This is a genomic window from Exiguobacterium sp. NPDC077395, assembly GCF_050269125.1.
In the GTDB taxonomy this organism is placed as follows: domain Bacteria; phylum Bacillota; class Bacilli; order Exiguobacteriales; family Exiguobacteriaceae; genus Exiguobacterium; species Exiguobacterium aestuarii_A.
The window spans coordinates 186,454-210,032 of the sequence record NZ_JBNNHU010000003.1 but is presented as its reverse complement, the minus strand read 5'-3'; the positions used below and the strand labels follow the sequence as shown (position 1 = coordinate 210,032).

General features: G+C 46.8%; 25 protein-coding genes. 8 read left to right on the top strand and 17 right to left on the bottom strand.

Annotation, left to right across the window (positions count from 1 at the left end; all coding sequences use genetic code 11):
- Window positions 1–298: 298 nt before the first annotated feature.
- Both ACQKD4_RS13220 and ACQKD4_RS13215 read right to left on the bottom strand, forming a co-directional pair.
- A complete protein-coding gene (locus tag ACQKD4_RS13220) occupies window positions 299–1,471 on the bottom strand; it encodes a PstS family phosphate ABC transporter substrate-binding protein (RefSeq protein ID WP_427373637.1) in 1,173 nt (390 codons plus the stop codon).
- Window positions 1,472–1,510: 39 nt separating this feature from the next.
- A complete protein-coding gene (locus ACQKD4_RS13215) occupies window positions 1,511–2,449 on the bottom strand; it encodes a nucleotidyltransferase-like protein (protein ID WP_427373635.1) in 939 nt (312 codons plus the stop codon).
- 103 nt (window positions 2,450–2,552) lie between these two features.
- Here ACQKD4_RS13215 and ACQKD4_RS13210 point away from each other — a divergent pair, with 103 nt between their 5' ends.
- Complete coding sequence (locus tag ACQKD4_RS13210; RefSeq protein WP_274664103.1) at window positions 2,553–2,912, top strand: YgzB family protein; 360 nt, start codon at window positions 2,553–2,555, stop codon at window positions 2,910–2,912.
- Between the two features lie 37 nt (window positions 2,913–2,949).
- Here ACQKD4_RS13210 and perR read toward each other — a convergent pair whose 3' ends face one another.
- Window positions 2,950–3,381 carry a peroxide-responsive transcriptional repressor PerR gene (perR, locus tag ACQKD4_RS13205; protein ID WP_031421138.1) on the bottom strand — a complete coding sequence of 144 codons (432 nt, stop codon included), beginning with the start codon at window positions 3,379–3,381 and terminating at the stop codon, window positions 2,950–2,952.
- Between the two features lie 191 nt (window positions 3,382–3,572).
- On the opposite strand from perR, the gene ACQKD4_RS13200 reads away from it, so the two are divergent.
- The 3 genes from ACQKD4_RS13200 (at window position 3,573) to ACQKD4_RS13190 (ending at window position 6,672) form a co-directional block, all read left to right on the top strand.
- Window positions 3,573–4,871 carry a glutamate-1-semialdehyde 2,1-aminomutase gene (locus tag ACQKD4_RS13200; protein ID WP_427373634.1) on the top strand — a complete coding sequence of 433 codons (1,299 nt, stop codon included), beginning with the start codon at window positions 3,573–3,575 and terminating at the stop codon, window positions 4,869–4,871.
- A gap of 119 nt (window positions 4,872–4,990) precedes the next feature.
- The gene (locus ACQKD4_RS13195) at window positions 4,991–6,223 is read left to right on the top strand and encodes an MFS transporter (protein WP_427373633.1); all 1,233 of its coding nucleotides are present in this window, start codon (window positions 4,991–4,993) and stop codon (window positions 6,221–6,223) included.
- 53 nt (window positions 6,224–6,276) lie between these two features.
- A complete protein-coding gene (locus tag ACQKD4_RS13190; protein WP_214696299.1) occupies window positions 6,277–6,672 on the top strand; it encodes a thiol-disulfide oxidoreductase DCC family protein in 396 nt (131 codons plus the stop codon).
- 34 nt (window positions 6,673–6,706) lie between these two features.
- On the opposite strand, the gene ACQKD4_RS13185 is transcribed toward ACQKD4_RS13190, so the two are convergent.
- The 4 genes from ACQKD4_RS13185 to mutY form a co-directional block, all read right to left on the bottom strand.
- Window positions 6,707–8,455 (bottom strand): ABC transporter ATP-binding protein, encoded by a 1,749-nt coding sequence (locus ACQKD4_RS13185; RefSeq protein ID WP_427373632.1) that lies wholly within the window; start codon window positions 8,453–8,455, stop codon window positions 6,707–6,709.
- A gap of 39 nt (window positions 8,456–8,494) precedes the next feature.
- A complete protein-coding gene (gene ntdP, locus ACQKD4_RS13180; protein ID WP_015880896.1) occupies window positions 8,495–9,037 on the bottom strand; it encodes a nucleoside tri-diphosphate phosphatase in 543 nt (180 codons plus the stop codon).
- Between the two features lie 89 nt (window positions 9,038–9,126).
- Window positions 9,127–9,552: a hypothetical protein gene (locus tag ACQKD4_RS13175; protein ID WP_427373631.1), complete on the bottom strand. Its 426-nt coding sequence runs from the start codon at window positions 9,550–9,552 to the stop codon at window positions 9,127–9,129.
- The gene (gene mutY, locus ACQKD4_RS13170; RefSeq protein ID WP_274664107.1) at window positions 9,539–10,573 is read right to left on the bottom strand and encodes an A/G-specific adenine glycosylase; all 1,035 of its coding nucleotides are present in this window, start codon (window positions 10,571–10,573) and stop codon (window positions 9,539–9,541) included. Before mutY ends, ACQKD4_RS13175 begins: the two co-directional genes overlap by 14 nt.
- A gap of 88 nt (window positions 10,574–10,661) precedes the next feature.
- Between mutY and ACQKD4_RS13165 the strand changes: the two genes are divergently transcribed.
- Window positions 10,662–11,645, top strand: coding sequence for a metal-dependent hydrolase (locus ACQKD4_RS13165; protein ID WP_026826711.1), 984 nt, complete (start codon window positions 10,662–10,664; stop codon window positions 11,643–11,645).
- A 26-nt stretch (window positions 11,646–11,671) separates the two neighbouring features.
- Here ACQKD4_RS13165 and ACQKD4_RS13160 read toward each other — a convergent pair whose 3' ends face one another.
- Window positions 11,672–12,205 carry a YceI family protein gene (locus ACQKD4_RS13160; protein WP_214696307.1) on the bottom strand — a complete coding sequence of 178 codons (534 nt, stop codon included), beginning with the start codon at window positions 12,203–12,205 and terminating at the stop codon, window positions 11,672–11,674.
- 223 nt (window positions 12,206–12,428) lie between these two features.
- Here ACQKD4_RS13160 and adh point away from each other — a divergent pair, with 223 nt between their 5' ends.
- From adh to ACQKD4_RS13145, 3 genes are all read left to right on the top strand, one after another.
- Window positions 12,429–13,949, top strand: a complete 1,521-nt coding sequence (gene adh / locus ACQKD4_RS13155; protein ID WP_214761149.1) for an aldehyde dehydrogenase — start codon at window positions 12,429–12,431, stop codon at window positions 13,947–13,949.
- Between the two features lies 1 nt (window position 13,950).
- Window positions 13,951–14,313: a DUF779 domain-containing protein gene (locus ACQKD4_RS13150; protein WP_214747124.1), complete on the top strand. Its 363-nt coding sequence runs from the start codon at window positions 13,951–13,953 to the stop codon at window positions 14,311–14,313.
- A 120-nt stretch (window positions 14,314–14,433) separates the two neighbouring features.
- Window positions 14,434–15,159: a nuclease-related domain-containing protein gene (locus tag ACQKD4_RS13145; RefSeq protein WP_427373630.1), complete on the top strand. Its 726-nt coding sequence runs from the start codon at window positions 14,434–14,436 to the stop codon at window positions 15,157–15,159.
- Window positions 15,160–15,198: 39 nt separating this feature from the next.
- On the opposite strand, the gene ACQKD4_RS13140 is transcribed toward ACQKD4_RS13145, so the two are convergent.
- The 9 genes from ACQKD4_RS13140 to ACQKD4_RS13100 all read right to left on the bottom strand — a co-directional run bounded on the left by ACQKD4_RS13140 (window position 15,199) and on the right by ACQKD4_RS13100 (window position 23,569).
- The gene (locus ACQKD4_RS13140; RefSeq protein WP_214822244.1) at window positions 15,199–16,269 is read right to left on the bottom strand and encodes an ABC transporter substrate-binding protein; all 1,071 of its coding nucleotides are present in this window, start codon (window positions 16,267–16,269) and stop codon (window positions 15,199–15,201) included.
- On the bottom strand, window positions 16,266–17,060 hold the full coding sequence (locus ACQKD4_RS13135; protein ID WP_074033109.1) for an ABC transporter permease: 795 nt from the start codon (window positions 17,058–17,060) through the stop codon (window positions 16,266–16,268). The genes ACQKD4_RS13140 and ACQKD4_RS13135 overlap by 4 nt, the downstream gene beginning before the upstream one ends.
- Window positions 17,057–17,878 carry an ABC transporter permease gene (locus tag ACQKD4_RS13130; RefSeq protein ID WP_427373628.1) on the bottom strand — a complete coding sequence of 274 codons (822 nt, stop codon included), beginning with the start codon at window positions 17,876–17,878 and terminating at the stop codon, window positions 17,057–17,059. The genes ACQKD4_RS13135 and ACQKD4_RS13130 overlap by 4 nt, the downstream gene beginning before the upstream one ends.
- Window positions 17,865–18,971 (bottom strand): ABC transporter ATP-binding protein, encoded by a 1,107-nt coding sequence (locus ACQKD4_RS13125; protein ID WP_214696317.1) that lies wholly within the window; start codon window positions 18,969–18,971, stop codon window positions 17,865–17,867. Before ACQKD4_RS13125 ends, ACQKD4_RS13130 begins: the two co-directional genes overlap by 14 nt.
- A 21-nt stretch (window positions 18,972–18,992) precedes the next feature.
- Entirely contained in the window at window positions 18,993–19,532 is a 540-nt protein-coding gene (locus ACQKD4_RS13120; protein WP_074033106.1) for a helix-turn-helix domain-containing protein, read from the bottom strand.
- Window positions 19,533–19,683: 151 nt separating this feature from the next.
- Window positions 19,684–19,953 (bottom strand): YfhJ family protein, encoded by a 270-nt coding sequence (locus ACQKD4_RS13115; RefSeq protein WP_074033105.1) that lies wholly within the window; start codon window positions 19,951–19,953, stop codon window positions 19,684–19,686.
- Window positions 19,950–20,264, bottom strand: coding sequence for a YfhH family protein (locus tag ACQKD4_RS13110; RefSeq protein ID WP_074033104.1), 315 nt, complete (start codon window positions 20,262–20,264; stop codon window positions 19,950–19,952). The genes ACQKD4_RS13115 and ACQKD4_RS13110 overlap by 4 nt, the downstream gene beginning before the upstream one ends.
- Before the next feature lie 71 nt (window positions 20,265–20,335).
- Complete coding sequence (locus ACQKD4_RS13105; protein ID WP_214696322.1) at window positions 20,336–21,514, bottom strand: RtcB family protein; 1,179 nt, start codon at window positions 21,512–21,514, stop codon at window positions 20,336–20,338.
- Window positions 21,515–21,523: 9 nt separating this feature from the next.
- A complete protein-coding gene (locus ACQKD4_RS13100; RefSeq protein WP_427373627.1) occupies window positions 21,524–23,569 on the bottom strand; it encodes an ABC transporter ATP-binding protein in 2,046 nt (681 codons plus the stop codon).
- Window positions 23,570–23,579: the final 10 nt, after the last annotated feature.

Here is a 23,579-nt window from a genome sequence, read left to right as displayed (position 1 = left end):
TAGCTCTTAGATTGACGAAGCTTGCGCTTCATTCAAAAATTGTAAAACTTATTTTTGCCTCATCGTTCAGTTTTCAAAGTTCGTCTGCCGCTCTTGGCGACTTCATTAATCTATCACGTTTCAATTGTTTTCGTCAACAACTTTTTTCACAAATTGTTTTTCTGAAATAATCTTTTGCCGTGACAACGTTTATAACTATAATCTCTATTTACCACTTCGTCAATACAAAAAACAATAAAATTTAAAAAAAGATTTACTCTTCGCTGATAAGACGAAAAGTAAACCTTGATCACCTGTTTCATTTAAGACGAACGTAACCCGTCTTTTCGACCAACGCCTGGCCATCCTCGCTACCTAACCATGCTAGAAAAGCATCATATTGCTCTGCTTTTTCTTCCGTAGTGACTGCGTAAAATTCAGAGGTCAGCGGGTAGGATCCGTCTTGAATCGTTTTAACGGTCGGTTCGATTCCATCTATACGAAGTAACTTGACCTTATGATCATTCACCATTTCTGTCGCATAGTATCGGAATGAGAATCCGATCGCATTTTTATGATTTCGATACGATGAGGCTTGCTGAATGATTCCCCCCATCCCTTGAGGTACATCTTCAACCGGTGCCTCCATCAACTTTCGTTCACCCATCATCTTTTGCAATGCTGTTTGACTACCGCTATCCTCTGGTCGTTGAAAAGCACGAATGGTTTCGGAGTTGCCACCGACCTCTTTCCAATTTCGGATGTCCCCTGCATAAATTCCACGGACTTGTTCCATCGTCAATGACTCGACTGGATTATCTTCATGAACGAAGAAAACAAATGCTTCTCTACCAATTGGTGTCATATGTAGAGATACGTCCTTTTGCTTGGCGACTTGCAACTGACGATCTGACGGACCCGCGACAAAAATCAAGTCCGTTTGATCGTTCATCAATCGACTGTATGCTTCTGGCGTTGTCGTCGAAACGACTTTACTCACTTGATCGTTATACGGGTCATACGTTCCGGAGTTCGGATACACCGCTTCTACGAATGAAGCATACATCGGGTAAAGGGCTGTCGCACCATCCAACCGTGGCACGCCGTTCACAAATGAAACCGATGTTTGATGATTCAATTTTGCCAATCGCTCCGAATTCGTAAACGGCTGATAATCGATCAACTCTACACCACGCTCTTCAATTTTCAAATGGTCTTGATACATGTAGTACCCTTTAATAGAAGCGAATAAAAGAACACCTGATAAAACTCCCCAACCGAGGACCTGTTTCACTTTATGGTTCGTTAAAGGAGAAAAATCGTAAAGTCCCATACATACAATCAACAGAGTCGCCATATACCAAATCGTCCAAAGAATGGGGCGTCCTTGCGTAATCGGGTCTCCCATCGTAAAGAGAGCGACAACGACGGAAATCACAAACGTGACAAATAGAATGAAAATCGTTCCGATGCTAAACTTCAAAAATTTCATGCGACGTATCGTCTCCTCATCATGCTTACATACGGGGAATTAGGCAATCTCATAAAGTACTGCTTCTACTCCAACTCCCTTTGTCGGTCTCGTGACCGTACGAACATATCCTTTTCTCACTAAAAATCCGATGATACTTCCGAGGTCAACACGAAGCTCATTTAAGTTTGGATGATCCATCAATTCGGAGAACGTCCAAGCCCCATCTTTCTCTTGCATCGTCTGAAGTAACAACAGTGTGCCGGGCAACACTTTTGATTGAATCAAATGTTCCATTCCAATCACGACAAGATGGATTCGTTGTTCAAGTGTCTCTTGTCCCCCGACAAGTTCTTCGTGTAGCTTATAAATTTCAAGATCGATTGCTCGGACTTGTTCCCATAAAACAATTTCAGGATGAATTCCAGCCTCTAAAATCGAAAGTCGCGCCAAGTGTGTGAGCGCATGGTGAATCTGGGTAAAGGCATCTTGGAATTCGCCTTCTAAAAATAAATAGCGACCATCTTCAAAACGACGCAATAGTTTCGCAAACGAAAGCGATAGTTGAAGACGTTGTTCCCTATTCGTCAAATTACGATTTCGTTGTCTCAACTCTAAGATGTATTCATTCCGTTCAAATAGAACAATTCCGTCTTCAATCCAATGAATCGCGCGTCGGTTTTCATTTAAGACGATCCATCTGTCCATCATCGAGTCACTCACGACGTGCAAGACGATTCTTTCTTGACCGACCTGATAATGTTTCACCGTCCAAAATGCATCCGGTCTCGCTTCAATGACAATGAGCAGACGGTCCGATTGATCCGTCAACGGATCACGTGCTCGTTTTTTCTTCACTTCAATAATTCCAAGTGTTGTTTTTAATGCAGCATATTCTGAATAAATAGTGCGAGTCGCATATTCCATCGTCATCTGGACCCCTTCTCTCCCAATCGTAAGTTGACTATATATGACGATTGTCATTTTCGATACGAACAAGATTCGCCCTCTTTTCAAAAAACTCCTGCCGAAAAAGTGCAGGAACTTCTCACCCGTTTGAAGATGAGCTATGATAGAGACAGACTATTGGAGGGATTCACTTATGAAAAAACGGGGGAACAAAATCAACCGTGCACGTAATATAGCATTACTCCTGATTTTCGGCGGAATCGGCGTCATGTATCTCGGACTTCTCGCTAAATCCATCACTTGGCTCATGATTATTTTTATGCTGCTTGGATTTATCATGGTGCTCGCAAGCTCTGCCCTTTACTTCATCGTCGGGATGGCCTCGACAAAAGCAATCATCGTCACGTGTCCGAATTGCGAAAAAGAGACGAAAATGCTTGGGCGCGTCGACTTATGTATGCATTGTGACGAACCGCTCACAATTGACCGCTCACTTGAAGGTAAAGAGTTTGATGAAAAATATAACAAGCGTCAGTCAGAACAAATTGACTGACAACAAAAAACCACATCCGAATGCTCGGATGTGGTTTTTAATGTGTTTGTGATTGCTCAGATTGGCAAGACGGACACGTTCCGTACACTTCAAGACGGTGACGATCAACTTTGAACCCAGTCAATTGAGATGCAACCGATTCGATTTCATCTAATACCGGATAGTTAAAGTCGACAACTTTCCCACACGTGTCACAGATGATGTGATAGTGTTTCGACGTCACAAAATCAAAGCGACTTGAGGCGTCCCCATAGTTCATCTCTTGAACGAGACCCACTTCTTTAAAGACACGCAAGTTGTTATATACAGTGGCCACACTCATGTTTGGAAACCGTGCGGCAAGTGCCTTATAAATGTCATCCGCTGTCGGGTGACTGTGCTCCGTGACGAGGTACTCCAAAATGGCCTGGCGCTGAGGCGTCATTCTGACTCCATGTTCCCGGAGCGACTGAACAGCATGGTCAAGCATTTCGCTTCCCACGTCAATCCCTCATTTCTTCTATAAAATTCATGCGAAATAGTTTTGAACATTAACTTATTTCTTACATAGTAATCTTTATAAATAGTGTACTGATTTCTCAACTACTCGTCAAACACTGAGCTTATGCGGTTGACGGCTATGATACAATAAGTGCGAATTTGAATAAGGAGGCAATACATATGACTACTTCATCAAATCGTCAGTCATCCGATGCATTATACCAAGATGCACTCACTCACATCGTCGGAGGTGTCAACAGTCCATCCCGCTCATTTAAAGCGGTCGGTGGCGGCGCCCCTGTTTATATGGAACGCGGCGAAGGTGCCTATTTTTATGATGTAGACGGCAACCGTTACATCGATTATTTGGCGGCATACGGTCCAATCATTACGGGTCATGCCCACCCACACATTCATGAAGCGCTTATGAACGCTTCTTCAAAAGGTTTATTATACGGAACACCTCACCGTCTTGAAGTCGAGTTTGCCAAGAAACTAAAACAAGCCATTCCTTCTATGGATAAGGTACGATTCACCAACTCTGGAACAGAAGCCGTGATGACGACAGTTCGAGTCGCCCGTGCTTATACCGGTCGTGAACTCGTTGTGAAATTCAGCGGTTGCTACCACGGACATTCGGATCTCATGCTGATTGCAGCAGGTAGTGGTCCGGCAACACTCGGTTCTCCAGACTCAGCAGGTGTGACAAAAGCCACAGCTAAAGAAGTCATCACCGTCCCATTCAACGACATCGAAGCGTATCGCGAGATGATGAAGGAATGGGGAGACCAGGTCGCATGTGTTCTCGTCGAGCCGATTGTCGGGAACTTCGGAATCGTAGAACCGAAGCCAGGTTTCCTCCAGGCTGTTAATGACATCACGCACGAACATGGCGCTCTCGTCATCTATGATGAAGTCATCACAGCATTCCGCTTCACATATGGAAGTGCCCAACAAATATACGGAATCGAACCGGATATGACGGCACTTGGGAAGATTATTGGTGGTGGTCTACCAATTGGCGCTTATGGCGGAAAAGCCGAAATCATGGAGACGGTCGCACCACTCGGACCTGCGTATCAAGCCGGCACAATGGCAGGAAACCCGGCCTCGATGGCGACAGGAATCGCGTGTCTCGAAGTACTTGAACAACCTGGCGTTTATGAAAAGTTAGACAAGCTCGGTGCACGACTTGAGGCAGGGATCCGTGAAGCGGCAGAGAAACATGACGTGACCATCACGCTCAACCGTTTGAAGGGAGCGCTCACGGTATACTTCACGGATGAAATCGTCACTGATTATGAGGGTGCTGAAAAATCGGACGGTGAGAAGTTCGGACGCTTCTTCAAGTTGATGCTTGAAAACGGCGTGAACTTGGCCCCATCGAAATATGAGGCATGGTTCCTCACAACAGAACATACGGAACAAGATATCGACGAGACAATCGAAGCGGTCAACCGCTCGTTTGCACAGTTGTGAGAAAGAGATGCGTGAGCATCTCTTTTTTCTTTGTTTAAAAGGGGACATCTTTACCAAAAGTGTCTCTTTTTATTGAGCACCGTCCCCCATTACAGTAGAACCAAGGAGGTGCTCATAATATGAAATTTAAGAATTTTCCATTAAACGTCCGCTTGCGACTCGTTTGTGGATTTTGCATTCGAATCGTCGGCTCTGCCATTTTCCCATTCATGGCTCTCTACTTTTCAGAAGAACTTGGTAAAGTGCCCGCCGGAATCATCATGACGTCATTCGTGATCGTCGGCTACTTGACCGGCCTATTCGGTGGGTACTTCTCCGATCGGTTTAATCGGAAAGTTATCTTACAAATTGGTCAGGTGATTCAAATCATCTGTTTTCTTGGTATGACCGTCGCCATTCACCCATCGAACAACTGGGCACTCGTCGTCGCCATCCTTTACTTCGGGCATGCCGTGTCGAACGGATTGAACTATCCGGCACTCGAGGCGATTGTCATCGATTCGATGGAAGAGTCGAATCGAAAAGCCATCTATGTATATGACTATTGGCTCGTCAATTTGGCCATCGCAGGAGGCGTCATGCTTGGAGGTGCCTTTTATCGAGACCATCGCTTCGCTCTCTTCATCGGCATGACAATCGTTCTTACAATCACGACGATTGTACTTCAACGTTATTTGGTCGATACGTATACTGGGAACCGTTCGACTCCGTCAAATCCGATTCACGGGGTTATCGAAAACTATAAAATCGCGTTGCGCGATCGTCGTTGGATCACCTTCGTCCTCGGAAGTATGCTCGTCTTTTCGACCGAGTTTCATATGGCGAATTACATTGGTGTCCATTTAGCCGAGTCATTTGAAAGTCGACAAATTTTCGGAATACCATTTGACGGAGTACGCATGATGGCTTTTATGCAACTTGAAAACACGTTGCTCGTCGTCGCCATCACGTTCGCCGTCACCGCATTCGTCAAGCGGTTTAAAGAGAAAGCCGTCTTCTTCGTCGGATTATCGTTGTACGTGACGGCCTATGCTGCCATCACATCGATGAATTCCTTCATCGTTCTCGCTGCACTTGCAATCATCTTTACGATTGGTGAACTTCTCTACTCTCCGATTCGACAAGTGAAACAAGTCGATTTGCTCGACCCTGAGCGACGCGCTTCTTATCTTGCATTCGGCGGCCTGACGTTCCATGGTGCCAAACTCGTCGCGGCAGCCGGTATCGTCGTCGGTGCGTTCATCGGTCCTATCTTCATGAGCGGGTATATCTTTATCTTTGGTGCCCTCGGTGCTTACTTGTATTATGTATCGCTATATAAGATGCAACCCGCTCGCCAACTCGCGGCTTGACGTTTAACATGAAGACAAAACGGTAAAACAGTACGATGAAGGAGGCGAAGCACTTGCCTGCGATTGTGTTATTCGATGGAGACTGCAACTTTTGCGATGCCAGTGTCCAGTTCATTATTCGTCACGACCGACATGCCTCGATTCACTTTGCATCGCTCCAAAGCGAGGTCGGTCATTCGTATCGAGCACGACACCGAATCCCAGAAGCAGTCGACAGTATCGTCTACATTGAAGAAGGTGTTCCTTACTTGAAATCAGACGCAGCGATTCGGATTGCCGAGCACCTTGATGGCCGTTGGCGCCTGCTCCGATTCATCCGATTCGTACCCAAATGGATTCGTGATCGCGGATATGATCTCTTCGCCAAACATCGAACACGTCTATTCGGGAAGAAGGAAGTGTGCACGCTCCCTTCCCCCGATGTGCGTAAACGATTTTTAGACCACTAAAAAAGTCGAGCCCTATACGGACTCGACTTTTTCGTTATTCCACTATGGCTAAATCTTGAATCATATACAAATCATAATAGGCACCACGACGACGCATCAGTTCTTCGTGCGTTCCTGTCTCCATGATTTGTCCGTTCTCGACAACGACAATTTGATCGGCATCGGTGATCGTCGATAAGCGATGGGCAACGATTAACGTCGTCCGCCCTTTCGTCAGACGAGCAAGCGAGTCTTGAATCATCGCTTCACTCTCTAAGTCGAGCGCACTCGTCGCCTCATCTAGAATCAAAATCGGAGGGTTCTTCAAGAACACACGCGCGATTGCAAGTCGTTGCTTTTGTCCCCCGGAGAGCTTGACACCTTTCTCCCCGACCGGTGTCGCATATCCGTCCTGTAGTTTCGAGATAAACTCATGGGCGTTAGCCGCCTTCGCCGCTGCGATGACTTCTTCATCCGTCGCATCCGGATTCCCCATGCGGATATTCATCGCGACCGATTCACTGAAGAGGACGGAGTCCTGCATAACCATTCCAATCTGGTCACGGAGCGCACGCAATTTGAAATCACGTACATCGACCCCGTCGATTTTGATACTTCCATCCGTCACGTCATAGAAGCGTGGAATCAGACTGACCAGTGTGGACTTTCCGCCACCGGACATCCCGACGAATGCCACGCGTTCCCCGGAGCGAATTTGAAGGTTCACATCGTTTAATGCTCGTGTTCCGTCTTGCTCATATGAAAAGCTCACATGCTCAAGATCGATTTTACCCGCTGTCGACAGTGGAACGAATCCGTTCGGCTTCTCCTCGATATCATATGTCTCATCCAAGAATTCAAAGACACGGTCCATCGAAGCGACCGACTGCGTGAGTGTCGTCGCAGAGTTGACGAGACGCCCGAGCGGCGCATAGAGACGGTCAATATAAGCAATGAATGCAACGAGCGTACCGAGCGTTACCTGTTCTTGAATAACGAGCCAAGACGCCGTTGTGAAGATGAGGATTGGCGCGATATCAGTGATGGTTGACACGACGACATACGTTTTGGCGTTCCAACTCGTATGTTTAAGCGCCGCATTCAAGAACCCACCGTTTTGTTGCTCAAACGCCTTGTTTTCATAAGGCTCTAGCGCAAAACTTCGAATGACCGCCATCCCGTTCACACGTTCCGTCAAATGCCCCTGCAAATCAGCGAGTGCTGCTGAACGTTCACGCGTCAAGCGACGCAACCGTCCATAGAAATAACGGACCGCAAATGCATAGAACGGAAGTGGTAAGATGGCAATCAGTGTGAGTTGTGGATCAATCGTGTACATGATTCCAATAGCGATGAAAATCGTAATCATATCGAGCCAAATATTCATCAAGCCGGTGATGACGAAGTCTTTCGTCTGTTCGACGTCGTTGATGATCCGCGAAATGATTTGCCCCGTCTTATTGTTTGAATAAAAGCGAAGCGACAACTTCTGGACGTGATCGAACAGTCTGTTCCGCACATCGAACAAGACACGGGTCGCAGCCCACTGTGCCAAATATTGACGCAAGTATTCAATTGGTGGCTTGAGAACCAGGAAGACGAAGAAGACGATACTGAACAACCAGACAAGCGTCGTATAGTCCTGTCTCGGCGCATCATCACCTAAATAATTATCAATGACATATTTATAAAGTAACGGTAATCCGAGCGGGATGGAAAACTTTAAAATCCCGACGAAAATCGTTAGGGCAATTTGTTTTTTATAAGGCTTAACAAATTGCAGATAACGTTTAATACTACCCATAGTTCCTCCTTCATTAAGAAAAAAAGCGGAGATGAGGAATCATCTCCGGTAACGTGCTTCGTATTCGCGATACCATTCATCGACGAATGTTGGGTTGAACGGCCCTTTCCGTCCTCGAATCCAGTTGATCAGTTCTTGCACGTTCTGCTTCAAGATTCGATCAATCGCTTTCGGATAATTCATCTCGCGACGATGCCGCTCATATTCATCTTCATCTAAAATCGTATACGACATATCCGGGAACACCTTGATGTCCAAATCGTAATCGATGTATTTGATGGCACGTTCATCCCCATCAAATGTAGTCGGCGAACCTAGATTACAGTAGTAGTAAATCCCGTCTTCGCGAATCATACAGATGACATTGAACCAATACTCAGATGAAAAGTAGCAAATTGCCGGCTCACGCGTTCTCCATTGCCGACCGTCTGATTCACTGACCATGATGCGGTCGTTGAATCCGATCATATCCGTTTTTGACGACTGAAGGACGAGCGTTTCTTCCCAAACGCGATGCAAAGTTCCGTTGTGCTTGTAGCTCTGTATCTCGATTTTGCTACCTGCTTTGGGAAATAAGCTCATAAGCTCCTCCTTTCCGCTGTGATGCTATACAATTCTCATATTTAATTATAGCGACTTTCAGAACCAATGAAAAAGGAAATCTCTTATTTTCATGAATTTAGTGTTTTTTGGAAGGCCCGTGCCCGTTCCTGAAACATCGGACGAAGCATGAAATATTCGACGAGTATGTTCGGGACATAGCTATCGAACGTCACTTCGTCAATCATGACTGCCTTTCCGTCACGCGACTCGACACGGTGCACGTGCGTGAACCGTTTGAAGGGAAACGGCAGTGTCTTCCCTTGATCACAGAACGCACGGTTCCCTGAAATCGTGATGGCACTATTCCACGGGAGTTCCACCGGTCCGACTCCAATCATCAACTTCACTTCATTGCCTTCGACTGAGGCACCATCCCCCATTAGACGTACTTTAGGAAATGTCGTCAGCTTCGTCAAAAGCGAAGCATCCTGTAATAGATCCCATAGCGTATCAACCGCCGTATCGTATGTCGACTCTACATCAAATCGTCTCACTTTCACCACCTGCCAATCGTTCTAGTTTTTGTTGAGCCACAGAAACCGTCTTCACCTCGCGCTCTGAGGCGTCTAACCAGACGACATCATCGGTCGGGAGCGTATCGACTCGATATAAATCGATATACCAAACGATATGGGAGAAGACGTGTTTCACTTGCCCGAGATAAGTTCCGTTTACCTGTTCCCCCGTTCCTCGTTCGGTAAGCGGATATTGCCACATCCCAGCGAGCAGCCCTTTTTCTGGTCGTTGTTCATAGGCGACTTTCCCATCTTTTTCGATACATAGCGCGTCATACATTTCGACACGTGCCGCTCCTTTTTTCGTTTTCACCGGCAGCTCATCTTGAACGTGGTGGGCATACGCATAACAGGTGTCTTGGACCGGACAAAGCGAGCACATCGGATTTTTCGGTGTACAGACCGTCGCCCCTAATTCCATGACGCCCTCATTAAAATCGGACGCATGTGTCGGGTCCATCAAACGACGAACGACTTGTTCAAACAGTTTACGCGTCTTCGGTACGGCGATATCGTCATAGATCCCGAATTGTCGCGACATGACGCGCATGACGTTCCCATCGACTGCTGGTTCCGGTTGGTTGTAAGCAATCGACAACACCGCTCCCGTCGTATAAGGGCCGACTCCCTTCAATTTTTCGAAACGTTCCTTCTCTTCGGGGACGATGCCATCATAAACAGAAGCGACTTCTTTGACTGCCTCGTGTAAGTTTCGGATGCGTGAGTAATAACCGAGACCTTCCCAATATTTGACGACTTCGTCTGTTTCAGCAGAAGCGAGCGCCTCAAGTGTCGGGAAGCGTTCCATAAAACGGTTGTAATACGGAATGACCGTATCGACTCTCGTCTGTTGTAACATGACCTCACTCACCCAAACACGATATGGATTTTTCGCATGACGCCAAGGTAAATCACGCTTTTCACGATTGAACCATGTGACCAATTCCTCATTGAATTGATGAATATTATAATTTGTGAACAATTTATCAAGATTAAGCATTGTGTTTCCCCTCGTTTTAAAAATATTGTATGATAAATAAGAATAGATGACGTTATATTGTGTTTATTGATGGAGGTGCTGAAGCACATTGGATACTGCGACACACATTGGTATGGGACTTGGTTTAAGTGCCATCGCGACGCTCAGCCCGGAGGTGTCAGGTGATGCACAGATGTTTCTGGCCATGACAGCCACGGCTCTCGTCGGCTCGCATGCCCCAGACTTCGACACCGTCTTTAAGTTAAAAGGTAATAGTACGTATTTACGCCAACATCGCGGTCGTTCACACGGAATCACCGCACTGCTTGCTTGGCCGATTATCGTCAGTGCCGTCATCGGTACGGTGCTTGGCGTCAACCCCGCCTCTCTATGGGTCATGGCACAAATCGCTGTGTTGTTACACGTCACGGTCGACTTGTTCAACGCTTACGGGACGCAAGCGCTACAGCCATTTTCGAAAAAATGGATTGGCTGGGGTGTCATCGGAACGTTTGATCCGTACTTGTTCTCTGCTTATTACGGTGCATATGCATTATGGATGATTACCGGTGCGACTGTCCCTATTTTTGCATTGCTCATTGCGCTTGTCATTAGTTACTATGCAATTCAGTTTAAATTGCGTAACCGTGCGCTCGCTACTGTGGCACGACACTTTGCCGGTGCACATGAACTATTTATCTCACCAGGAATCGGTTGGGATGATTGGCACGTTGCCGTCCGTTTCCGCGATGGTCTCGGAGCCGTGAAAGTGAAGAAAGGGAAAGTCATCGAGTGTGGTCGCTTCCGCGACAAACCGATGCCTGGGGAAGAGGATCTTCATTTCGTCGAAGCTCGAAAAAATGCAGATTTACAGGCATTCCTCGAGTTTTCAAAAATTCACACGTATACCGTGACACGCCATAACGGAATGATCGAGTACCGTTTCACGAACTTACGTTATTTCTCAAAAAATATGTATCCGTTCGTCGCTGTCGTCATCGTAGACGAACAGTCAAATGAAGTATTATCTTCCTTTACTGGTTGGGTATTCAGCGAAGATAGCCTTCAGAAAAAACTAGTATACGAACAATAAAAAGTCGCTCGGTTGAGCGACTTTTCTTATGCCTCGGCTTCAGTGAATTGCAACTCGAACTCAAACTTGACTTTCTTATCGACGAGGACACCTCCCGCTTCAAGCGCTTGGTTCCATGTTAATCCATAATCTTCTCGGTTGAGAGAACCTTCCCCTGAGAACGCGTGTTTCATGTTCCCCCATGGATCTTTTGCACTTCCCTCATACTCCACTTCGAACGTTTCTTCCCGTGTCGTTCCACGAATCGTCAAATCCCCTGTCAATTCAAACTCACCGCCACCTTTTGAGCGGAATGATGTCGATTGAAACACGATATGTGGATATTCTTCTGCATTGAAGAAGTCTCCTGAACGGAGGTGGTTGTCTCGATCCGAATTATTCGTATCCACGGACGCCGCTTGAATCGTCACTTTCACACTTGCATTTGCCAAGTCGTTCGGGTCCCCATTCGCTTCGATATCAAATTCTTTAAATTCGCCTTTCACCTTTGAAATCATCATATGTTTAACAGTAAAGGTGATGGAACTGTGCGCCGGGTCAACTTGATATGTCTTCGCCATGTCGGTTCACTCCTTATAGGTTATTAAATGATGTACACAATGTACTGATTACCACAAATCTTGACTTCAAAACGTTTTTACAAAAGATTGACAAATTATTGTCAAAAAATTTTGACTTTTATCACAACAAACCGTTACGATGAAAAAAGGGAGTCGTTCGCTTATATAATAATGTAAGCGCATACATAACTCCTCTATCTCGTATGAAAAGGGAGGAACGAACATGATTTATGAAGTACCGAACTCAGCAGGAACGAAAGTACAGTTTAAGGACCGTTACGAGAACTTTATTAACGGAAAGTGGACCGCACCGGCTGGTGGAGAATACTTTGAAAACACATCTCCTGTAAATGGGAAAGTATTATGTGAAGTCGCCCGCTCAACGAAAGAGGATATTGAACTCGCATTGGATGCTGCACATGCAGCAAAAGAGGATTGGGGCAAAACGTCCGTCGCGGAACGTTCTGTCATCTTGAATAAAATTGCTGATCGCATGGAAGAAAATCTCGAGATGCTCGCATATGCAGAAACATGGGAGAACGGTAAAGCTGTTCGGGAAACGCTCAATGCCGACCTTCCGCTCGCGATTGATCACTTCCGTTACTTCGCCGGTGTGATTCGTTCTCAGGAAGGCGGAATTAGTGAACTCGACAACGATACAGTCGCCTATCACTTCCATGAGCCGCTCGGCGTCGTCGCTCAAATCATTCCTTGGAACTTCCCGATTTTGATGGCCGTCTGGAAACTCGCACCGGCACTCGCGGCTGGAAACTGTGTCGTCTTAAAACCGGCTGAACAAACACCTTCTTCGATCATGGTCCTCATGGAACTCATTGAAGACTTATTGCCACCAGGTGTCGTCAACATCGTAAACGGTTTCGGTCTTGAGGCAGGTAAACCGCTCGCCTCGAGTGACCGTGTCGATAAAGTCGCCTTCACAGGCGAGACAACAACGGGTCGCTTGATCATGCAGTACGCTTCACAAAACATCATCCCGGTCACACTCGAGCTTGGTGGGAAATCTCCGAACATCTTCTTCGCAGATATCATGGAAGCCGATGATGATTTCTTCGATAAAGCGATTGAAGGCCTCGTCATGTTCGCCTTAAACCAAGGTGAAGTGTGTACGTGTCCGTCTCGTGCATTGATCCAAGAATCCATCTATGACAAATTCATGGAGCGTGTGCTCGAGCGCGTCAAAGCGATTAAACTCGGCAATCCGCTCGATTCGGACGTCATGATGGGTGCACAAGCATCGAACGAACAAATGGAGAAAATCCTCTCTTACCTTGAAATCGGGAAAGAAGAAGGCGCGGAGTGTCTCATCGGTGGAGAACGTAACATGATGGATGGAGACCTTGCGGATGGGTATTACATTCAACCGACCATCTTTAAAGGTCATAACAAGATGCGTATTTTCCAAGAAGAGATTTTCGGACCGGTCTTATCCGTTACGACGTTCAAAGATGATGCTGAAGCACTCGCCATCGCGAACGATACGCTCTACGGACTTGGGGCCGGCGTGTGGACACGTGACATGAACCGTGCCTATCGATTCGGTCGTGAAATCCAAGCAGGCCGCGTCTGGATCAACTGCTACCATTCATACCCGGCACACGCTGCGTTCGGCGGCTACAAAATGTCTGGGATTGGTCGCGAGAACCATAAGATGATGCTTAGCCATTATCAACGGACGAAAAACATGCTCGTCAGCTACAGCGAACAGAAGCTCGGGTTCTTCTAAGATGGTGAAACGAGTCGAGGCCACCCCCGCCGCGCTCGAACTGATCGAACGTCTAAAATCGAAACATGGCCCACTTCTATTTCATCAATCGGGAGGATGTTGTGATGGAAGTTCACCCATGTGCTTTCCACGCGACGAGTTCATGGTGGGCGATCACGATGTGCTCCTTGGTGAAATCGGAGACACCCCATTCTATATCCACGAGAAACAATATGATTATTGGAAGCATACACAACTCATTATCGATGTGGTCGATGGTCGAGGTGGTATGTTTTCCCTCGAGGGTGTCGAAGGGAAACGATTTTTAGGACGTTCTCGAGTCTTTACAGAAGAAGAGCGTGACGCGTTAAAACATGAAGCATGACAGAAAGGACCCATTCCGATGGGTCCTTTCTCATTTTCAAAAAACGATTATCCTTAATTGTAAAAAATATACATATATAATTGATTTCTTATGTATAGTGGAGAAAAAGGGAGGCCTTCGATGACTACATTACTTACCGAATTATTAGAGAATATATTTGTGACCTTGCTTGTGATCTTCACACCGATTTTTCTCATACTCGCATCCATCATCGTCTACAAGATTAGACGCTACAAACGAAGTCAATACTATGAACAGACACGGCATTCATATGTCAAAGTCGTTCAAGATACAGGCCTTTATGGTGAATATTTGTGTGTGGCAGACATTGAGTCAACATTCTCTCAACCGCTCATATTGACGAATCTTTATTTGCCTCATCCCTCAAAGAAAGATCGAACAACAGAGATTGATGTCGTCTTCATCAATCAGGCTGGAATCCATGTCATTGAATCCAAAAATTATAGCGGATGGATTTTTGGGCGTGCACGTGACCAATACTGGACGCAGACACTTCCCCGTCGTAGAAAACATCGCTTCTTCAACCCAATCAAACAAAATGAGCTACACCTGAAAGCCATTGAGCAAGTTCTCGGACTCGACCGAACACATCTCCATTCATGGATTGTATTCAGCAATCGATCTACACTGAAACAAATTGAGTCATCAGACGTTCCCGTTTTGAATCGTCAACAATGGGCTAAACAGTTGACCACCTACCAAGATTTCGTCTTCGACCAAGATGAACAAATACAATTATATGAGACCTTATTATCTTTCACACAAGTCGACGCAGCTGTCATGATGAAACATGTCGAGGACATCGAATCAGCTTATAAGCGGTAAAAAAACATCCCCCACTCGTAATGAGTGAGGGATGTGTTGTCATTTACTCTGCATTTTAAAGCGCAAGTACAATTCGTTATAGTAAGCGTTCATCCGCTTCCCTAAGTTTTCATATACTTCAAGTTCTTGCGTCACTTCGCGAGATGGGTAGAACCGCTCATCTGATGTGACTTCTTCATCTAAAAATTCGAGTGCCGCTTCGTTCGGAGTCGAATAGCCGACATAGTCCGTATTACGGGCTGCAATCTCGGCATCTAGCATGAAATCGATGAATTGATGCGCACCGTCTACATTTTGTGCCGTACTCGGAATCACGAGGTTATCGAACCAAAGATTCGTCCCCTCTTCTGGAATGACATACGTTAGTTCTTCATTTTCGTACATGATTTCCGACGCATCTCCAGACCACACGACAGCCGCTGCCGCTTCACGGTTTGCCATCAACATTTTAATTTCATCCCCGACGATTGCTTTGATGTTTGGCCAAAGCGTTTCTAACTTTTGTTCCGCTTCAATCAACTCATCTTTGTTCGTCGTATTGAGCGAATAGCCGAGCGAGTTCAAGCCGAAGCCCATCACTTCTCTTGTTCCGTCTGCAAGAAGGATGTCATTTTCAAGCGGCATCTCCCACAAGTCGTTCCACGATGTGATTTCACCATCGACCATTTCGGGATTATAGACAATCCCGACCGTTCCCCAGAAGTAAGGGACCGAGTACTTGTTACCTGGGTCAAACGATTTATCGAGAAAGCGTGGATCGATGTTATCGAAATTCTCAAGCTTCTCGTAGTCGATTGGAAGCAACAAATCCTCTTCAATCATCTTACTAATCGCATAGTCTGACGGGACGGCTACATCGAACGCCGTACCCCCTTGCTCAATTTTCGTGAGCATCGCCTCGTTCGAATCGAACGTCTGGTAGACAACTTTTAGTCCACTCTGTTCTTCGAACTCACCGATCAAGTCCTCATCGATATAGTCTCCCCAGTTATAGACGACAAGCGTATTGTCGCCACCAAATCCTTGCGCAGCGTTCAGTTGCTGAATCCAAAGAAGGAGACCGAAGCTGACAATCAACGGAACAGCTAGCATGATGATTAATTTTTTCATCGTCTAACCTCCTTTGCTCCTCGTTGCGCCAACACATAATATCCAATGACAAGGATGAGGGTGAAGACGAACAAAATCGCAGATAACGCGTTGATTTCAAGCGAGATTCCTTGACGAGCCCGCGAGTAGACTTCTACTGCAAGTGTCGTGAACCCGTTCCCTGTCACGAAGAACGTGACTGCAAAGTCATCTAACGAATACGTGAGTGCTGTAAAGAATCCGGCGAACACACCTGGTGTGATATAAGGGAGAATGACTTTCGTCAACACATCCCATGTACTTGCCCCTAAATCACGCGACGCATCGATCAGCGTCGGGCTCATCTCTTGAAGTTTCGGCAACACCAAGATGACGACAATTGGAACCGAGAACGCAATGTGCGACAAGAGAACCGAATAGAAGCCTAACTGAATTCCGAGCATCGTGAAGAGAATCAAGAACGATGCCCCGATGATAACGTCCGGACTGACAATCAAGACGTTGTTCAAAGACAACAAAGATGTCTTCGTATACTTTTGTTTCGCCGTATAGATGGCGAGCGCTCCGATGACACCGAGCACGGTCGAAATTGTCGCCGATAATAGGGCGATGACGATCGTGTTCAAGACGATGACAAGAAGTCGCGTGTCCGTGAAGAGTGACTTATACCACTCAAGGGTGAATCCTTCGAAGTTACTCATCGTCCCGCCGCTGTTGAACGAGTAAAAGACGAGATATAAGATTGGCGCGTATAAAATGAAGAACACGGCCGCCAAATATAGGTTTGATAGTTTGAATCGTTTACGTTTCATCGACGGACCGCTCCTTTCGCACCCCAGTCACGCGTGATGACCATGACGAGAACCATCGCCAAGATCAAGAAGACGGCAATCGTAGATCCCATCCCCCAGTTTTGCGTAACGAGGAATTGTTGTTCAATCGCCGTACCGAGCGTGATGACACGGTTTCCTGCGATCAGGCGTGTAATCATGAAGAGTGACAACGCTGGAATAAAGACAATTTGAATCCCTGACTTGACGCCGTCAAGCGTCAACGGGAAGATGACACGTCGGAACGTCGTCCAGTTCGATGCACCTAGGTCGCGTGATGCATAGACGAGAGATGGTGGTAATTTTTCAATCGCGTTGTAAATCGGCAAAATCATGAACGGAATGAAAATGTATACCGAGACGAAGACGAAACTGAAGTCCGTAAAGAGAATCTGCTTCGTTCCAATCCCAATCGCCTCTAAAAACTGATTCGTGATGCCGTACGTTCCAAAAATCCCGAGGAACGCGTACGCTTTTAATAACAAGTTAATCCATGACGGAAGCAAGATGAGCAAGAGCCAAAGCTGTTTATGCTTCGTCTTCGTCAACAAATACGCCGTCGGGTACCCGACGAGTAGCGAGAAGAACGTAATCAGGAACGCGTACCAAAATGATGATAACGTCATCGACAAGTACGTCGAAGAGAAGAACGTCTCATAGTTCTCTAAACTCAAGTTCCCGTCGATATCAAAAAACGAGTAATAGACGACGAGGACGAGTGGCGCGACGACGAATAAGGCAATCCAAATCCAATATGTCGTCAAATATACCGTCTTTGCGGTCTGGTTAGTTTGATTCATGAGGGACCTCCTCATAGGATTCGAGACGACGGTCGAACTCTTCTTCTGTCTCTCCTAATCGCATGACGTGAATCGCTTCCTCGTCAAACGTCAATCCGATTTTTGATCCGACGGTCGACTTCTTCGTCGAGTGAACGAGCCACTCGTTCCCTTCTTGGTCGTAACAGCAAATCTCATAGTGAACGCCGCGGAACAGTTGTGAATCAACATCGACAATCAGTTTCGCAGAATCGATGGATGTCATCTCCAAGTCTTCCGGACGAATGATAACCTCAACTTTTTCGTTACGGTCAAACCCTTGGTCGACGCAATCGAACGTTTTGCCAGCGAACGTGACGACATTGTCTTCTGGCATGACACCCGGTACGATATTCGATTCTCCGATGAAGTCTGCGACGAAGCGGTTAATCGGTTCGTCGTAAATATCAGTCGGCGTCCCACTCTGAACAATTTTCCCATTGTTCATGACGAAAATCTCATCGGACATCGCAAGCGCCTCTTCTTGGTCGTGTGTGACGAAGATGAAGGTGATGCCGAGACGTTGTTGCAACTCACGTAATTCATATTGCATTTCTGTACGAAGTTTCAAATCTAAGGCAGACAACGGTTCATCGAGGAGGATGACCTCTGGCTCGTTCACGATTGCGCGGGCAATCGCGACACGTTGACGTTGCCCACCTGACATCTCATCGATTTCGCGCGAGCCGTATCCTTCTAAGTTAACAAACTTGAGAGCCTGCTCCACTTTTGCTTTGATGTCTGCTTCTTTCAACTTTTTAATGCGGAGACCAAACGCGACATTTTCAAATACGTTCAAATGAGGAAACAGCGCATAATCTTGAAACACGGTGTTCACTTGTCGTTTGTTGGCGGGTACATCGTTGATTCGCTTCCCACTGAAGTGAAGATCACCTTCAGTCGCGTCGGTAAATCCAGCGATGAGACGTAGGATTGTCGTCTTCCCACATCCCGATGGACCGAGAAGCGTATAAAACTTCCCACGCTCAATCTCAAAACTGATATCTTCTAGGACGACGGTGTCGTCGTAACGCTTTGACACGTGGTCAAAACGAATAATTGTCTCTGCATTCATGCTGTTTCCTCCTCTATTGACTTATAAATATGAATGAGTCGCTACGATGAGACATTCACTTTCGCCATCGTGATCGTTGACGAGTTGGTGTGAGTCCGAGGCGACATAATACATCGTTTCTCCCGCCTTGGCAAAGTAGGTGTGATGACCTAACTTCAAAGCCACTTTTCCGGACAAGACATATACCAATGTCTCTGAGCGGGACGGTTCATATTGTTTGAATTCTCCATTCTTGCAAAACGTGACGAGAATTGGCTCCATTTCTTTCTCATTCGATTCCGGAATAAGCCACTCCGTTCGATATTTTCGTTCCTCATCCGTATACGTGGTGCGATCATCGACGGTGTATACGACTTTTTGATTCAAGTCTTCATCGAAGAACTCTTTTGGTGAACTTCCAAGGACGCTCAACAAATCAAATAACGTCTCTAATGAAGGAGAGCTTAAATCACGTTCGATTTGAGAGATATATCCTTTACTCAAATCCGTGCGCTCCGCTAACTCCTCTTGGGTCAATCCTTTTTTAATCCGGAGTCGCTTAATGTTTTGACCTACTTCCAACGACTGAACGCCTCCTTCTAGTTTAGTGAAACATGAGTTCAACTAAAGAAAGTTTATCTATACTATACTTACAAGCAAACTATTAGCGACCTTCATTATAACGAACTGAATGAGAATTGCAAATAAAAAATCACGCCACAACGGACGTGATTCAGTGTAAATTTCGTTTTGACATCAAGTGCTTAAATTTCTCGTTCTTCGTTTGGAACAAATGGAGCTGTGCGCCGTATGCATCAATCTGTTGAATGACGTATTGAAACGCTTTCGCTTCTCCTGGATACGGTTCGCCTGCCTTGGCGAGCGACGTCTCAAAGTCTTCCCATAGCACTTCGACCCATGTGATGGCTTCCGAATCGTTTAGCACGTCGTTCTTCTCTTTTAGAATGGCCGCGAGTCGCTCGTATTGTTCGTTTCGGTTCATCGTTTCACCTCCGACAGTTCAGAGAGCGGGATGGCCCGTTCTGTCATGTCCCCTTCAAACGTACCCCAACCCATGACACCGTTGACGAATTTTAAGCGGAACGGCTGGTCGTTGTAGTTGACGACATATGTTTCACCTGGACGAAACGAAGTCGGGTCGACCAAATAGCTTTCGGCAATCGCAATCCGTCGAAGGACAACTTCGATTTCGCTGACCATGCCCATCTGTTCAGCCTTCCGTTTTCTCTCATGCAAGGCTTGAATCTCCTGCTCTAACTCATATTTCGATAAATCACTTAACCGCTTTTCCATTTCGTTCACCTCGATGTAAGCGTATCAGATTTTGCGAAAAAAAGAAAAAGACGAGACTGAGTGAAATCCACTCAGTTCGCCTTGAAGTTGTACAACGGTTTGATGACTTGGTCGATGCTGACCGCCGGTTCGATATAACGGACGATCTCGTTCATCGATTTGTAGACGAATGGTGACTCATCCACCGTAGACGGTCGAACCGAAGTCGACCAAACGCCTTCCATCGTACGTTTAAATTCTTTGAAGTCGACGCGTTTGCGCGCGGCTGAACGGGACATGATCCGACCTGCTCCGTGAGGACCAGAGAAGTTCCAGTCTGGGTTCCCTTTCCCCGTACAGATGAGCGAACCGTCTCGCATATTCATCGGAATGATGACACGCTCTCCTTCTTGCGCGGAGATGGCTCCTTTACGAAGAATCATCGCGTCATGGTCGATATAGTTGTGAACGGTGTCGAATTGATCGACGACGTTCCACTTCATCGCTTCCACAATCACATCTGTCATCGCTCGACGGTTCGCTGCTGCGTATTGTTGGGCGATTCGCACGTCGTGCATGTAATCGTCCATGTCCTCCCCTTCGACATAAGCCAGGTCACGGAATGGTTTCCGCGCTTCACGTTCCGCTTCCAGATACGTCGAGATCTCTCCCTGCCGTCCAGCATCCTTCAATCGTTCGATTGCTTCTTTTACATCTCTCGTTTCCATCATGTGTTGAATCGCGCGCTCTTGATAATGATCGGCAATCTGTACCCCGAGATGGCGCGAACCCGAATGAATGACGAGAAACGTACGTCCCTGGTCATCCTGGTTCACTTCAATGAAATGGTTCCCCGAGCCGAGTGACCCGACCGAGCGCAAGGCACGGTCGAGTTTATACGGCGCTCGAACCGCTTCAAGTGGAAGTTCAGACGCGTACGGATGAACCGTCTCGCGAATGTTCATCCCGCTCGGTACGAGTTCGCGGATCACGTCATCGAGTCGCTGAAAGTCGATTCGTTTTGCTTTGATTTCAGTACAAAGCATCCCACACCCTAAATCGACACCGACCAAGTTCGGTACGACTTTATCGTGAATCGTCATCGTCGTGCCAACGACTGACCCTTTCCCGGCGTGCATATCCGGCATGATGCGAATCGATGCTCCTTCTGTGAACGGTTGGTCAAGAAGGGTTTGAATCTGATTCCGCGTCATGTCATCGATTCGTTCATTGAATACTTTGGCGCGGTTATATTTCCCCGTGATTTCCATGTGACCTCCTTAACTGATCGCTTGTTGCTTACTTTGTAATTCGTGCATTCGAGCATAGACACCACCGAATTCGATGAGCGACTGATGATTCCCACGCTCGATGATTCGACCATGGTCGAGAACGAGGATTTGGTCCGCTTCCCGAATCGTAGAGAGTCGGTGCGCGATGACAAACGTCGTTCGACCGTACGTGAGTGTTTTGAGTGCCTCTTGAATCAGCGCCTCGGTCTCCGAGTCGACACTCGCTGTCGCCTCATCGAGAACGAGGATGGCCGGGTCAAAGACGAGGGCGCGAGCGAAGCTGATCAACTGTCGTTCCCCACTCGAAAGGGAAGCACCACGTTCAATCACCGGTTCATCGATTCCCTTTGGCAACTGTTTCACAAAACGATCCGCCCCGACGGCCGTGAGTGCGTTCCACACCTGTTCGTCCGTGATTGTCTCGTCTCCTAACGTGACGTTCGTACGAATCGTCCCAGTGAAGAGAAACGGGTCTTGCAAGACAATTCCGAGATGGTCTCGTACCGCCTGAGTCGGGAGCTTCGTCACATCCATCCCATCGATGCGAAGAACACCTTTCGACGGGTCATAAAAACGCATGAGCAAATTCATAATCGAACTCTTCCCACTGCCTGTATGTCCGACAAGGGCAATCGTCTCACCCGGAGCCGCGTGTAGTTCAATCTGTTGTAATACTGGTTTCCCAGCTTCATAACTGAATGTCACGTCATCAAAGACAACTTCCCCTTTAAATCGTGGAATGCGTTCCGATGAGACCGGCTCTCCTTTTTCATCGAGCAACTGGAACATCCGGTCGGCCGATACGAGCGCTTGTTGAAGCGGTGATAACTGGTTCATGATTTGTGTCACCGGCTCAAAAATCCGTGAGACGTAATCGATATAGGCATACAAGATCCCGAGTGTCAGGATGCTTCCCCCACCGAGTGTTTGCGCCCCGACGAACCAGATGAGTAAGGCGAGCGCCATGTTTCGGAAGAAGTTGACCAAGTTATGACTCATCAATGCATCCAACTTCAACAGTTTTCGTCTCGTTTGGAAGTTGTCACTGTTCTTCTCGTTGAACTCGTCATAGACGAGGTCTTCGCGGACGTACGATTGAATGATCGGCATCGTCTGAATGCTTTCATTCAACTGTGCATTCATATCCGCGACGAGCGCACGGACGCGGAAGTTATTTTTCGTCGAGAAGCGCTGGAACAATTTGATCCAGACAATGACGACCGGGATGATGATGAGTGAGACGAAGCCTAGACGTACGTCTAGGAAGAACATCGCAATCAGTACCCCAATCATCATGACGACGCTTTGGAAGACACGGGCAAGTACTCCTAAATACAGGTCCCGAATCGTTTCCGTGTCGTTTGTGACACGACTGACAATCTTCCCGATCGGCGTCTGGTCAAAATAACGTACCGGGATTGTTTGCAAATGCTTCATCACGTCGAGACGCATCGTTTTCACGATACTGTGCGCCGAACGTTGCAAGAGCATCTGTTGTCCCCAGTTCAATCCGGCTGCGAGTAGCAATAGGACGACATAGAGACCAGATAGCATGAGCACTGCTCGTAAATCTGTCTGATAAAACTGGAACACGTCAGTCGATGAGAGTGAAACGATATTGTCATATGTCGCCGTCTCATCACCTCGTGTAATTGTCAGCACGTCTCCTTCGACATCTCGAATCCCCCCGCTCATCACAGCATCAGGGACGAGATAGTATCCGTCCGTCGTTTGCACGATAGAGACAGGCTGAACCACGTCTTGCCCGTCAAGCCTTGTTTCTTTCTCGTACGAGTTTCCATCAAAGGAAACGCTACCGCCAGACTCGACTTGAACCCAATCACGTTCAATGGCAACGATATGCTCATCGATAATGATTTTGGCGATATACGGTCCGGCAAGTTCTGCACCGACCGCTAAAAAGAGTAATGTCAATCCGAGGAAGATCGAGCGTTTCACTTGTTTGGCGTACCCAACGAGTGAACGGATCGTTTTCTTCCGACGAACTGGATCTAATTCATATTGATCGATCATGAGAGATTCC